Here is a 12,669-nt window from a genome sequence, read left to right as displayed (position 1 = left end):
GATGGATGCGCCTCGGGATCCTGTTGCTGGTGTTCGTCGGGGTGGTTGCCTTTGTGCTTCGAAGAATAGTTCTTCCTGAGCCGAGGGAAGGCGCGCAAGGCGAGACCATTGGCGGCAGTAGCGGTTACGGCGGATCCGGAGGCCATTCCCCAGACGGGGGAGGTCACGGTGGTGGAGCTAACTGAAGTCATTCCGCTGCCTGCCTCTTCTCTTCGTCCTTGCCGGCATTTTCGCGGGCGTCGTGCTCGGTGCGTATGCGGCGCACGAGGTCGAGCTCGGCCTGGAAGTCGACATAATGCGGCAGCTTCAGATGCTCGACGAAGCCGGTCGCCTGGACATTGTCGGAATGCGAGATGACGAACTCCTCGTCCTGGGCGGCGGCGATGACATCCTCACCCAACTCCGGGGCGCGCAGCGCGCGGTCGCATAGTGCCATGGCCATCGCCTTGCGCTCGCTCTGGCCGAAGACGAGGCCGTAGCCGCGGGTGAATTGCGGCGGCGCCTTGGCCGAGCCCTTGAACTGGTTGACCATCTGGCATTCGGTGACGCGGATGCTGCCGAGCGGCACGGCAAAGGGCAGTTCCGGCACGTCCAGTTCCAGTTCGACCTCGCCGATGCGAACCTCGCCGACGAAGGGATGGTTGCGCGCGTAGCCGCGCTGGGTGGAATAGCCGAGCGCCAGCAGAAACCCCTCGTCGCCGCGCGACAGCGCCTGCAGGCGGATGTCACGCGCCATCGGGAATTCGAGCGGCTCACGGGTGATGTCGCCGGGGACATGATCGCCGGGCATGTCGCCGTCGGGCTCGATCAGGCCTTCGCGGGCGAGGATGGCCGAGACGCGCGGCATCGCCTCCGCTTCGCCTGCACGCTGTTCCGGCTCGGCGACATCGCCGCCGGCAGCAAGTTCGGGATCGAGCAGCCGGTGGGTGTAGTCGAAAGTCGGGCCGAGCAACTGGCCGCCGGGCAGATCCTTGTAGGTCGCCGACACCCGCCGCTCGACCAGCATCGTGCCGGTGTCGATCGCCCTGGTGTAGCCGAAACGCGGCAGCGTGGTGCGATAGGCGCGAACCAGGAAGATCGCCTCGATCATGTCGCCGCGCGCCTGGACGATCGCCAATGCCGCCAGTTCCCTGTCGTAGAGCGAACCTTCGCTCATCACCCGGTCGACGCCGAGCGCCAGCTGCTCGACGATCTGGTCTAGACGAAGTGCGGGCACCGAACGGTCGCCGCGCCGGCGGTCGGCGAGCAGTTTGTGAGCATTGCGAATGGCCGTCTCGCCACCCTTTACCGCAACATACATGCTACGCCTCCATCATCTTGATGCGCGTCGTGCGCGGCAGGCAGGCAATTGCGTCGAACGTGGCGAGGATGATATCGACGCCACGCGGAAAACGCTGGTTGTTCTGCTTCCATTGCTCGACGAAATGGCGCGGCATTTGCGCCGGCGCGATCGTCGCCGTCTTCTCGATGCCCGGGCCTTCGAGCAGCAGCGCAGCGCCGGAGACGAGATCGCCGACCTCGAGGATCAGCGTCGTGGAGCGATCGGGATAATCCTGGGTGCCTTGCGAAAACCCGTCGAACGCCATCATCTCGGCCGGCGTGGCGATCAGCGCGAAATGCGCGTCGGCCGGGGTGTTGGCCAGCGGCGCGCCGGTATGGAAGCCAAGCCAGGATTTCACCGCCGCCGACCCCTGCAAAGCCGGGTCGAGCCAGAGCGGCGTGTCGTTGTCGCACAGCGTCAGCGCAACGGCGCCGGCGGTGGCCGATAGCGGCACCGGGGGATGGGCGAGGGCCGGCAGCGGCTGCACGCTGCCTGGCCGCGCCATCGCGTCCATCACGGCACGGAATACGGTCTGGGCATTGAATACCGGATCGGCGAAGCCGCCTTCAATGGATTGAGTGGCGATATCCATCAGTCTTCTCCGCCCATGGTGAAGAAATCGACCTTGGTCGCCGCCGTCTCGGCGCGGCGCTGTTCACGCGCCTTGGCCAGTGCCGCCTGCAATGGCGCAACGATCCTGATCTCGACCTCATTGCGGTGGGCCGGGTCCTGCCACAGCGCATCGGCGATTGCCGCCAGCCTTGCCTTCTGCTTGTCGCGGCCGAGCGCGTAGCAGTGGCCGACATGGCCGGACGCAAGCCGCACCGTGGCACGGGTGACCGTCGCCTCGCCGACATTGAAAGGGGCACCACCGCCGCCGATGCGGCCGCGTACCGTAACCAGGCCGGTTTCGGGGCCACGCAGAAGTTCCGCTTCGCAAGGCAGGCCGGCTTCGTCCCAGAGGCGGACGATGTCGTCGCCGGCCGATTGCGCCAGCGTCGCCATCACGGCCTTGCGCTCGGCCTGCTCTCGCGCTTCCCGTCCTCGCATGGCCGGTGCTCCTCGTCTGCGTTCATTTGTCTATTGATATAGACAACTATACAAATTATATCCATTATCTAGCGCGTGTCCATGACGGGCACGTGACACGGGCCAAAAGACCGGCGCGAGGAATTGGGGCGGGAGATGATCGGACAAGCCAACAGCATCGAGCGGCGCAGCGGTGTCGCGCTGTGGCGGCAGATCGCCGACCAGATCCTGCATTCGATCGCCGCCGGCGATTTTCCCGAGAATGCCGCGCTGCCGCCGGAGATCGCGTTGGCCGGACGCTATGGCGTCAACCGCCACACGGTGCGTAGCGCTATCGCAGCGCTGGTGCAGGAGGGTGTGCTCAGGGCGGAGCAGGGGCGCGGCACCTTCGTGCTGTCGCGCAAGCGGCTGTCTTATCCGATCGGCGCCCGCACCCGCTTTTCCGAGGGATTGCAAGGACAGGCGTCCGAGCGGCATATCACCTTGCTCGCGTCATCGATCGAGCCGGCCAACCGCCGTGTCGCAGAGGGCTTAGGCCTTGCGACGGGGGCCGATGTGATACGCCTGGAAACGCGCGGCGAAGCCGATGGAATGCCGGTGTCCCGCGCGGCCGGATGGTTCGATGCCAGGCGCTTTGCCGGCATCGATGCCGCCATGGCGGAAACCGGTTCGATCACCGCATCGCTGGCACGTTTCGGCATCGACGACTATCTCAGGCAATCGACCGTGCTGTCGGCGCGCCATGCCGATGCCGCCGACCTTGCTGACCTCGACCTGCAGCCCGGCGCCATCGTGCTGGTGACGGTCGCCGTCAACGTCACGCCCGACGGTCAGCCGATACAGTTTTCGGACTCGCGCTTCCCGGCCGAGCGGATCGAGCTCAAACTGTCGGCGCTCTGAGATGCGGCAGCCCTGGCATCATCCGACTTGAATGACGGCCTTGATCAGGCCGGACTTCTCATGCGCCCAGCGGGCGAGGTCGTGCGGCGTCTCGCCAAGCGTGGTGCGGTGGGTGACCAGCTTTGTCAGCGGCAGCGCGCCGTTGCGGATCGAGGCGGCGACATGGTCGAAATCGGCACGCAGGGCGTTGCGGCTGCCGATCAGCATCATCTCGCGCTTGTGGAATTCGGGATCGGAAAAGGCGATGTCGTCCTTGACGACGCTAACCAGGACCAGCGCCCCGCCGTGCGCGACGTGGGCGAAGGCCGACTGCACCGACCGGGTGTTGCCGGTGGCATCGAAAACCACGTCGAAGCCGTCGCCGCCGGTTGCTTCCCGCACCAGGTCGGCAGCAGCGCCCCGCGAGCCGTCGAGGGTCGCGAAGCCGAGTTCGCTTTCGGCGAAACCCAGCCTCTCCGCACTCATGTCGAGCAGCGTCACGTCGAGCCCGGCGATGCGGGCGAACAGCGCCGTGCCGAGCCCGATCGGGCCGGCACCAATGACCAGTGTGCGCGCACCTGGATCAGCGAGCGAGCGCCGCACGGCATGGGCGCCGATCGCCAGGAATTCGACGGCGGCGGCATCGGCCAGCGACAGGCCGTTTGCCGGATAAAGATTTTGCGCCGGCACCAGGATCTGCTCGCACATGGCGCCGTCGCGGTGGACGCCGAGCACCTCGATCCTGACGCAGCAATTCGGCTTGCCTTGCCGGCAGGCGATGCATTTGCCGCAGGCGAGATAGGGATTGACGATCACCGCTTCGCCGACGGCGAGATCGACGTCCTCACTAACCTCGATCACGGTGCCGGAAACCTCGTGGCCCATGATGCGGGGATAGGCGAGGAACGGGTGCTTGCCTTCGAAGATGTGATAGTCGGTGCCGCAGATGCCGACATGGCTGACGGCGACCAGCGCCCAGCCGGCGGGGGGCGCGCCAGGCGCCGGACGGTCTTCGAGGACAAGTTCGCCGGGCGAGCGGCAGACGACGGCTTTCATGCTTCAATCCAGTCGGTTCATGGCACCGCCGGCCCTGCTGTCGCGAGGCCGGCGGTTATTGGGAGGCAGTCTATTTGCCGCGGCGGCGCAGCCCGTCGAAATAGACGATGACGATGATCAGCACGCCGGTGATGATGCGCTGCCAGAAGGCGTTGACGTTGAGCAGATTGGCGCCGTTGTTGATGGTGGCAAGGATGAAGGCGCCGAGCAGCGGTCCGTGCACGGAGCCGACAGCGCCGAACAGCGAGGTGCCGCCGATCACCGAGGAGGCGATCGCCTGCAATTCCCAGCCCTCGGCCTGCGTCGGATTGCCGATGCCGATGCGCGAGGCAAGCAGCACGCCGACGAAGGCCGCACACAGGCCCGACAGCGTGTAGGCCATGTAGATGGTGCGCTGGACGTTGACGCCTGACAGGCGCGACGCCTCGGCGTTGGAGCCGACCGAGAACAGATAGCGGCCCCAGCGGCTGTGGTGCAGGAAGATGTAGGCTGGGATGCCGACCAGGATCACCATCCAGAACAGATTGGGGACGCCGGCGAAGGAACTGCGCGAGAACGTCTGGAAGGCGTCGTTGTTGATCGAGATCGAGTTGCCATTGGTCATCAACAGACCGATGCCGCGCAGCGAGGTCAGCGTTGCCAGGGTGATGATGAAGGGCGGCAGGCCCATCTTGACGATGCCGAACCCATGGAACATGCCGATGGCGACGCCGACCAGCAAGGTGATCAGGATGGCGAGGAAAACCGGTGTGCCGGCGTTGATCAGCATCGCGACGATGACGGTGGCGAAGCCGACCACGGCGCCGACGGAAAGGTCGATGCCGCCGGTGATGATGACGAAGGTCTGGCCGACCGCCAGGATGGCGATCATCGACCCTTGCCGTAACAGGTTGGAGATGTTGTTGGCGGAGGCGAAGCTCGGCGTCGCCACCGACAGGATGATCCATAAAAGAACCAGCAGCGCCAGCAGTGTCAGCCCGAACAGGGCGTTGTAGTTGCGTTTCGGCCTTTCGGCAGCGATCGCCTCGGTGCTCATATCTTCCCTCCCGGTCTTTCTTGTTTCTCGGCCAGCGCCTGGGTGAGGATCTCCTCGTGATCAGCGGTACGAAACCCATGCGTGGCCACCAGCTTGCCGCGCCGGAACACGTGCAGCGTGTCGGCGAGCTCATAGACCTCGGGCAGGTAGGACGAGATCAGGATGATGCCGGCTCCCTTGGACAACAGCGCGCCGAACAGGCGGTAGATCTCGGCCTTGGTGCCGACATCGACGCCGACAGTCGGCTCATCGAAGATGAATAGCTTGGCGCCGTGGGCGAGCCATTTGCCGATGACGATCTTCTGCTGGTTGCCGCCGGACAGGCTGGAGGCCAGCGCGCCGCGCGTCGGCGTCTTGATGCGCAGGTCGGCGATCTGGCGATCGGCTTGCGCCTTTTCCTGCGCGCGGGAGATCAGCAGATTGCTCGAGATGCGCTTGTAGATCGGCAGATTGAGGTTGAGTCCGACCGGCAGGTTGAGGCAGAGGCCCTGGTCGCGGCGGCTTTCCGGGGCCAGCGCCATGCCGAGCCTGATCGCGTCATGTTCGGAATTGACCTTGACCTCCTTGCCCTCCCACAGGATCTGGCCGGCCGATTTGCGGTGCCGGCCATAGAGCGTGGTGACGAACTCGCTGCGCCCGGCGCCGATCAGGCCATAGAGGCCGACGATCTCGCCGGCACGGACGGACATCGAGACATTTTCGAAACCCTTGCCGGACAGGTTCCTGGTTTCGACGATGGTCGCGCCGGGGGTGAAATGCTCCTTGTGGTAGACCTGCTCGATCGAGCGGTTGATCATCATCTTGACCAGCTCGGCGTCATTGGTCTCGGCAATGTTCCTGGTGCCGACCAGCGTGCCGTCGCGCAGCACCGAGACGCGGTCGGCGAGCTCGAACACTTCTTCCATGCGATGGCTGATGTAGATGATGGTGACGCCTTCGCCCTTCAGCCGGCGGATCAGCGTGAACAGCTGGTCGGCCTCCTTGCGGGTAAGATAGGCGGTCGGCTCGTCGAAGATCAGGAATTTGGTGCCGCGCACGGTGGCGCGGGCGGCGGCGATCAACTGCTGCTGGCCGATGGTCAGGTCACCCAGCATGACATGCGCCGGCAGGTCGAAGCCGAGATCGTCGATGATCTTCTGCGCCTGCCTGATCATCGCCCGCTGCTGCAGGATGCCGAAGCGGGAATCCTCTTCGCCGAGGAACATGTTGGCGGCGACGGTGAGATGGCGGCACAGGACGACTTCCTGATGCACGGCATTGATGCCGAGCGCCATCGCCTCATGCGGCGTTGCCAATGCGGCAGGCTTGCCCTCCCAGATGACGTCGCCGGAGGTGCGCGGCATGACGCCGGTAAGAAGCTTGATCAGGGTGGATTTGCCGGCGCCGTTCTCGCCAACGATGGCGTGGATCTCGCCGGCCTTGAAGGCGAGATCGACCGGCTTCAGCGCATGGGTGCCGGGATAGCGCTTTTCCAGCCCGCGGAGTTCGAGGATGGTCCTGCCCGGTTCCAGCGTTGGGGCCGGATGGAGTTCCTGCGCCGTCGACATCATGACAATCCTCCCAGATTGGCCCCCAAAGATTGGCCTCGCGATTGGCACGAGTGGGATGTTTCCGGGGCGAAAGGCCCCGGAAACAGTTCACTTGCGGCTATGCTCAGTCGAGCTTCGGGTTGAGCAGCGCGTCGATCTTCGGATCCTTCATGTTGGCCTTGGTAACCAAATTGGCGCCGGTATCGACATTGGCCTCGACCTTCTCGCCCTTCGAGGCGGCGAGCGCCGTCTTGATGCCGTCATAGCCCATCCGGTACGGATCCTGAACGACGAGAGCCGAAATGACGCCGTCATTGAGGAACTTGATCAGCTTCTCGTCGCTGTCGAAACCGACCAGCCCGACCTTGCCGGCAAGACTGTTCTCGGCGATCGCCTGACCGACGCCCTGCGCCATGATCAGGTTGGAGGCGAAGATGCCCTTGAGGTTGGGGTTGGCGGTGATCAGGTCGGTGGCGATGTTGAGGCCGGTGGTGGCCTGGCCGTCGGCGTATTTGTCGGCGACCAGCTTGAGGCCGGGATATTTGGCGGCGAGCTGTTCCTTGAAACCCTGGGCGCGCTGTTCGAGCGAGCCGGCACCCGGAAGCGCGGTGATCAGGGCGACGTCGCCCTCGACCTTGCCGCCATTGGCTTCGCCGATGGCTGCGGCAAGGCCGTCAGCGGCGACGCGGCCGCCCTGGATGTTGTCGGTGGTCAGGAACGAGGTGAAGGCCTTGGAGTCGGCGCCGGAGTCGATGCCGATGATCTTGACCTTGGTGGCGGCCTCGTCGATCGGCTTGCCGAGCGCCTTGGCTTCGGTCGGCGCAATGACGACGGCCGCCGGGTTGCCGGCGACGGCATTTTCGAGGATCGAGATCTGGCCGTTGACGTCGGTCTCGGCCTGGGCGCCGAGCTCCGGCACGTTGACGCCGAGATCCTTGCCGGCCTTGCGGGCGCCGGCCAGAACGATCTGCCAGTAGAAGGACGTGGTGTCCTTGACGATGATCGGAATGGTCGCGTCGGCCGCGGATGCCGGCGCCGAATGCATCACGCCGGCAAGCATCGAGGCGGCTGCGAGTGCCACGAAGGCGCGGCGATTGAGAATGCTGGTCACGAATTTCATTAGGAGTCCTCCCTAAGTCGCCCGGTGAATGTTACGGAAGCTCCATTCGGATGGCGCGGCCCAAACGGAACTTTATCAATAAAAAACATTTACCGCATTTTGATAGTGCATCACCTCGGTCGGCGCAAGCGATGTTTGATGGCCGCTCGAATGGCTGGGCGGGAAAGCTTGCTCCCTCGGAACTCCGCTGCCAATCTCCTCCAATACGTCGCATGGAATATTAATTCCATCATCCAGTCAATATGGAATGTTCATTCTTTTTCGGGAGCGTTGGAACTGTGACGCCTGGCGATCACGTCCGGTGTTCGCGACTATTGCGCATGTCCGGCTTAGAGCGTCGCTCCGAGATGCCAAGGCACGAACTCGTTGTCGCCGTAGCCGAACTCTTCGCTCTTGGTCTTGCGGCCCGAAGCCGTCTCGACGATCAGTTCGAAGATCTCGCGGCCCATGCCGGCGATGGTCTTTTCGCCCGAGGCGATGACGCCGCAATTCACGTCCATGTCCTCTTCCATCGTGTGATACATGGTCGAGTTGCTGGCGACCTTAATCGACGGCGTCGGCCGGCAGCCGAAGCAGGAGCCGCGGCCTGTGGTGAAGACGATGACGTTGGCGCCGCCCGCCACCTGGCCGGTGGCCGAGACCGGGTCGTAGCCGGGCGTGTCCATGAACACCAGCCCGTGCCCGATGACCTTTTCGGCATAGCCGAAGACGCCGTTGAGCGGCGTCTGGCCGCCCTTGGCGACCGCGCCGAGCGACTTTTCCAGGATGGTGGTCAGGCCGCCGCGCTTGTTGCCCGGCGAGGGGTTGTTGTCGATGGAAGCGCCATGTTTGGCGACATGGTCTTCCCACCATTTCACGTAACCGTCGAGCTTGGCGGCGATCTCGGGGGTGGCGGCGCGATAGGCGAGCAGGTGCTCGGCGCCGTAGATCTCCGTCGTCTCGGAGAGGATGCCGACACCGCCGACGCCGGCCAAAATGTCGACCGCGGCACCCAGCGCCGGATTGGCGGTAATGCCGGACATACCGTCGGAGCCGCCGCATTGCAGGCCGACGACGATCTCGCTGACCGGGATCGGCTCACGCTGAAGCTTGCCGACCTCCTCGGCGATCTCGGCCAGCACGACCAACGCCTTCTCGACCGATTTGCGCGAGCCGCCGGCTTCCTGGATGTTGAAATGACGTTTTCCCGCGGCAACGCCCTTCTGGCCGTAGAGGGTGAGCTGGTTGACCTCGCAGCCGAGCCCGACCATCAGCACACCACCAAAATTCGGATGACGGGCGTAGCCGGCCAGCGTGCGATGCAGCACCATCATGCCGTCGCCGGTGGCGCTCATGCCGCAGCCCTGGCCGTGGACGATCGGGACGAAGCCGTCGATGCCGGGATATTGCGGCAGAAGCGTGCGGTTCGCCGCGTCAGCGATGGCGTGGCAGACGGTGGCCGAGCAATTGACGCTGGCGAGAATGCCGATGAAGTTGCGCGTGCCGGCGCGGCCGTCGGCGCGGCGGTAGCCCATGAAGGTGCGGGCGCGGTCGGCCTCAGTCGCATGCACTGCCTCGCTCGGCGGCACCACCGGCAAACGCCCGCTTTCGAAGACCAGATTGTGCGAATGGACATGCTCGCCGGGCGCGATGTCTTGCGTGGCGCGGCCGATCGCCTGGGCGTATTTGACCACGGCCTCGCCGGCCGCAATCGGCTTGATCGCCACTTTGTGGCCCGGCTCGATCACTGCGGCGGCGACGGCGCCGCCCGGCAGCACGGTGCCGATCTCGATGCGGCCATTGGCGACCGCGACATTGTCGGCGGGAGACAGAAGAATGCTGTTTGCGGCGTTCACGGGAGCTTCCTGGGTGTGTTCCTGGGTGCGCGAGCGGATTGACACGCGGCTCTTAACATATAATGTCTTTTATCGTGAAAAAACATTTTTGCGTCAATTGTTTTTTCGCCAGAGCGCGACGCGTCTTTTGGATGCGAGAAGTAGGCTCTACAACCAAAACTAGCGTTGCGCATGATGTTTTCCGAAAAGGTACCGGTTTCATGCGCGAGAAACGCTTCACACTGGCCGCAAACGCAGATGCGCCACGGGGCAGGGGATGTCGAAGAGCAACAACGTTTACAAGGACGCCTATAATCGCGGTCTGAGGCTGCTCGACGAAACCAGGAGCCTGCCTTCGGAGCCGGAGCTGGGTACGCTGCTCGGCGTCAGCCGCACGACGGTCCGCACTATCCTTGCGCGCATGGAAGAAACCGGGCTGATCGACTGGAACAAGCGCAGCAAGACGGTCCTGCGCGAACCGCGACCGGACGATTTCTTCCCCGAGGAAGAAACCGACACGCTGGCCGAGATCATCGAGCGCTCCTTCATGCGGCGGCTGCTTGCCAGCGGTGCCGAAGCCGGCATGCAGATCAACGAGCTCGAACTGGCGCGTGAGATCGGCGTCGGCACCACCAGCGTGCGCGAATTCCTGATCCGCTTCTCGCGCTTCGGGCTGATCGAGAAGCGCCGCAACAGCCACTGGGTGCTGAAAGGCTTTACCCGCGCCTTCGCGCTGGAGTTGACCGAAATCCGCGAGATGTTCGAACTGCGCTCGGCCGCAGCCTTTGCCGCTCTGCCCGAGGACAGCCCGGTGTGGACCGACCTCGACCGCCTGGAAGACGAGCATCACCGGCTGGAGCGCGAGATCGCCGTGCGCTTCAACGAATTCTCCGAGCTTGACGAGCGCTTTCACCGGCTGATCCATCGGGCGTCGCACAACCGCTTCATCGTCGATTTCTACGACGTCATCGCCATGATCTTCCACTACCACTACCAGTGGAACAAGGCGCAGGAGCGCGAGCGCAACGAAGTCGCGGTCCAGGAGCATCTCGCCTATATCGCCGCGCTCAAATCGCGCGATCTCGCCAAGGTCGACGCCGCCTGCCGCAAGCACCTGAAATCGGCCCGCCACACGCTGCTGACGTCCATTCCCGAGGGCAGGCAGCCGCAACGCGCGTGATTGTGTTGCGTTGCCGCAGCAACGTTTTGGCGATTTTCCGGCCGCCGGCTCCGTGCTAGAGAGCTGACGTTGCTGCGTGAAGAGGCTGGTTCTTGACCATACGCCGGAGACGATGGAGCATGCCGGTCGCGTTCGCCGCGGCGTGGCTTTTCATGCTCCAGTCGATATTCGGCGCGTTTGCTTCCGGCGTCGCGCCGAACGCCTCGCAATTCGATGCTTTCGGCAACACGATCTGCACCCATGACGGTGCGGCGCAACTCCCCGCCGGCGATCCGCATCAGCAGCACATGCCGGCTTGCTGCATGCTTGGCTGCAATCTCGTTTCGGCGGTCTACGCGCCGCTGGATGCAGCCGGGAGCCTGGCTCGCAGCCTTTCCATCGAAACCATCGCCTTTTTCCTGCCGGCCTTCCGGCATCGCGATTTCGCCCGCGCCCGCACTCCGTCCAATCCGCGTGCACCACCGGCGACGGCCTGATCCGTTCTGGTTCGCGCCGCGCAGCGCTTTGCCGGCGCGTTTATCGACATCGTTCGCGACCGGCAATCGGCGCGATCCCCCTTAAAGTCCACGGAGCAATCATGTCTCACTCTTTTCGCGCTGCCGCATCCAGCCGCAGGCGCTTCGCACTGGGTAGTTTCGAGCAGCGTCTCGGCATCGCCCTTTGCGTTCTTGCCCTCCTGTTCGCCAGCGCCCAGACGGTGTTGGCACACGAGTTCAAGCTTGGCGATCTCGAGATCGGGCACCCCTGGTCGCGCGCCACGCCAGCCGGCGCCAAGGTGGCCGGCGGCTACTTCACCATCACCAACACCGGCAGTGCGCCGGATCGCCTGCTGTCGATCACCTCCGACATTTCGGCCAAGGCCGAACTGCACGAGATGGGCGTCAGCAATGGCGTCATGACCATGCGGCCGGTCACCGGCGGCCTCGAAATCCCGGCTGGCGGCAAGGTCGCGCTGGCGCCTAACGGCTATCATTTGATGTTCATGGATTTGAAGCGGCAGCCCAAGGAGGGCGAAACGTTCTCCGCCACGCTGACCTTCGAGAAAGCCGGGCCCGTGCAGATTGAATTCGCCGTGCAAGGCATCGGCAGCGCGGCGCCCCAGGACGACGACTGACTTGGCCGCTTCGAGAGGTAGCATCATGAAGAAATCTCTTTTGCCCGGCTGCGTGCTTCTTGCCCTCGGGACCAGCGCGGCCTTTGCCCACATCACGCTCGAAACGCCGGAGGCGGCGGTGGGCTCGACCTACAAGGCGGTTCTTCGGGTGCCGCATGGCTGCGAGGGCAAGGCGACGACCGCGCTGCGCGTGCAGATCCCGGAAGGGGTGCTCTCGGTCAAACCGATGCCGAAGCCGGGTTGGACACTGCAGGTCAAGAACGGCAAATACGAAAAGTCCTACCAGCTCTACGGCCAGGCAGTGACCAGCGGCGTCAAGGAGATCGACTGGAGCGCCGGCAGCCTGCCGGACGAGTTCTACGACGAATTCGTCTTTCGCGCGACGCTGGCGTCCGACCTGCCGGCAGGCCAGACGCTGCATTTCCCGGTGGTGCAGGAATGTGACGGGGTTGCCGATCGCTGGATCGAGATTCCGGCGGCCGGGCAGGCTGAGGACGCGCTGGAATTTCCGGCGCCCGGCCTCAAGCTGCTGCCGAAGAAGTGATCCTTACGCGGCGCGCTCTATCCGAAAGAGCGCGCCGCTGTCTTTGT

The 12,669-nt window shown here is 64.4% G+C and carries 13 protein-coding genes; 5 read left to right on the top strand and 8 right to left on the bottom strand.

What is annotated here, in order from left to right; genetic code table 11:
* Nucleotides 1-187: 187 nt before the first annotated feature.
* The 3 genes from NKI25_RS08640 to phnG are packed head-to-tail and all read right to left on the bottom strand — an operon-like array spanning nucleotide 188 to nucleotide 2,371.
* On the bottom strand, nucleotides 188-1,300 hold the full coding sequence (locus NKI25_RS08640) for a carbon-phosphorus lyase complex subunit (RefSeq protein ID WP_352906846.1): 1,113 nt from the start codon (nucleotides 1,298-1,300) through the stop codon (nucleotides 188-190).
* A 1-nt stretch (nucleotide 1,301) separates the two neighbouring features.
* Nucleotides 1,302-1,913 carry a phosphonate C-P lyase system protein PhnH gene (gene phnH / locus NKI25_RS08635; protein ID WP_352588438.1) on the bottom strand — a complete coding sequence of 204 codons (612 nt, stop codon included), beginning with the start codon at nucleotides 1,911-1,913 and terminating at the stop codon, nucleotides 1,302-1,304.
* Nucleotides 1,913-2,371, bottom strand: a complete 459-nt coding sequence (gene phnG, locus NKI25_RS08630; protein ID WP_352998355.1) for a phosphonate C-P lyase system protein PhnG — start codon at nucleotides 2,369-2,371, stop codon at nucleotides 1,913-1,915. Before phnG ends, phnH begins: the two co-directional genes overlap by 1 nt.
* 135 nt (nucleotides 2,372-2,506) lie before the next feature.
* Here phnG and phnF point away from each other — a divergent pair, with 135 nt between their 5' ends.
* Entirely contained in the window at nucleotides 2,507-3,250 is a 744-nt protein-coding gene (gene phnF, locus NKI25_RS08625; RefSeq protein ID WP_352588436.1) for a phosphonate metabolism transcriptional regulator PhnF, read from the top strand.
* An 18-nt stretch (nucleotides 3,251-3,268) separates the two neighbouring features.
* Here phnF and NKI25_RS08620 read toward each other — a convergent pair whose 3' ends face one another.
* The 5 genes from NKI25_RS08620 to NKI25_RS08600 all read right to left on the bottom strand — a co-directional run bounded on the left by NKI25_RS08620 (nucleotide 3,269) and on the right by NKI25_RS08600 (nucleotide 9,805).
* The gene (locus NKI25_RS08620; protein WP_023675206.1) at nucleotides 3,269-4,285 is read right to left on the bottom strand and encodes a zinc-binding alcohol dehydrogenase family protein; all 1,017 of its coding nucleotides are present in this window, start codon (nucleotides 4,283-4,285) and stop codon (nucleotides 3,269-3,271) included.
* A gap of 70 nt (nucleotides 4,286-4,355) precedes the next feature.
* The gene (locus NKI25_RS08615) at nucleotides 4,356-5,321 is read right to left on the bottom strand and encodes an ABC transporter permease (protein WP_352448376.1); all 966 of its coding nucleotides are present in this window, start codon (nucleotides 5,319-5,321) and stop codon (nucleotides 4,356-4,358) included.
* Nucleotides 5,318-6,871 carry a sugar ABC transporter ATP-binding protein gene (locus NKI25_RS08610; RefSeq protein ID WP_023675207.1) on the bottom strand — a complete coding sequence of 518 codons (1,554 nt, stop codon included), beginning with the start codon at nucleotides 6,869-6,871 and terminating at the stop codon, nucleotides 5,318-5,320. Before NKI25_RS08610 ends, NKI25_RS08615 begins: the two co-directional genes overlap by 4 nt.
* A 103-nt stretch (nucleotides 6,872-6,974) precedes the next feature.
* Nucleotides 6,975-7,970, bottom strand: a complete 996-nt coding sequence (locus NKI25_RS08605) for an ABC transporter substrate-binding protein (RefSeq protein WP_023675208.1) — start codon at nucleotides 7,968-7,970, stop codon at nucleotides 6,975-6,977.
* A gap of 329 nt (nucleotides 7,971-8,299) precedes the next feature.
* Nucleotides 8,300-9,805 carry a UxaA family hydrolase gene (locus NKI25_RS08600; protein WP_023675209.1) on the bottom strand — a complete coding sequence of 502 codons (1,506 nt, stop codon included), beginning with the start codon at nucleotides 9,803-9,805 and terminating at the stop codon, nucleotides 8,300-8,302.
* Between the two features lie 256 nt (nucleotides 9,806-10,061).
* Between NKI25_RS08600 and NKI25_RS08595 the strand changes: the two genes are divergently transcribed.
* The 4 genes from NKI25_RS08595 (at nucleotide 10,062) to NKI25_RS08580 (ending at nucleotide 12,622) form a co-directional block, all read left to right on the top strand.
* The gene (locus NKI25_RS08595; protein WP_023675210.1) at nucleotides 10,062-10,964 is read left to right on the top strand and encodes a GntR family transcriptional regulator; all 903 of its coding nucleotides are present in this window, start codon (nucleotides 10,062-10,064) and stop codon (nucleotides 10,962-10,964) included.
* 119 nt (nucleotides 10,965-11,083) lie between these two features.
* Nucleotides 11,084-11,440 carry a DUF2946 family protein gene (locus tag NKI25_RS08590; protein ID WP_023675211.1) on the top strand — a complete coding sequence of 119 codons (357 nt, stop codon included), beginning with the start codon at nucleotides 11,084-11,086 and terminating at the stop codon, nucleotides 11,438-11,440.
* Between the two features lie 101 nt (nucleotides 11,441-11,541).
* On the top strand, nucleotides 11,542-12,078 hold the full coding sequence (locus tag NKI25_RS08585; RefSeq protein WP_023675212.1) for a copper chaperone PCu(A)C: 537 nt from the start codon (nucleotides 11,542-11,544) through the stop codon (nucleotides 12,076-12,078).
* 25 nt (nucleotides 12,079-12,103) lie between these two features.
* Nucleotides 12,104-12,622: a YcnI family copper-binding membrane protein gene (locus NKI25_RS08580; RefSeq protein ID WP_023675213.1), complete on the top strand. Its 519-nt coding sequence runs from the start codon at nucleotides 12,104-12,106 to the stop codon at nucleotides 12,620-12,622.
* Nucleotides 12,623-12,669: the final 47 nt, after the last annotated feature.

The organism is Mesorhizobium sp. M0808 (assembly GCF_040320025.1).
Lineage (GTDB): Bacteria > Pseudomonadota > Alphaproteobacteria > Rhizobiales > Rhizobiaceae > Mesorhizobium.
Note: the sequence above shows the minus strand (reverse complement) of the source record. Positions and strands in the feature narration are given on the sequence as shown.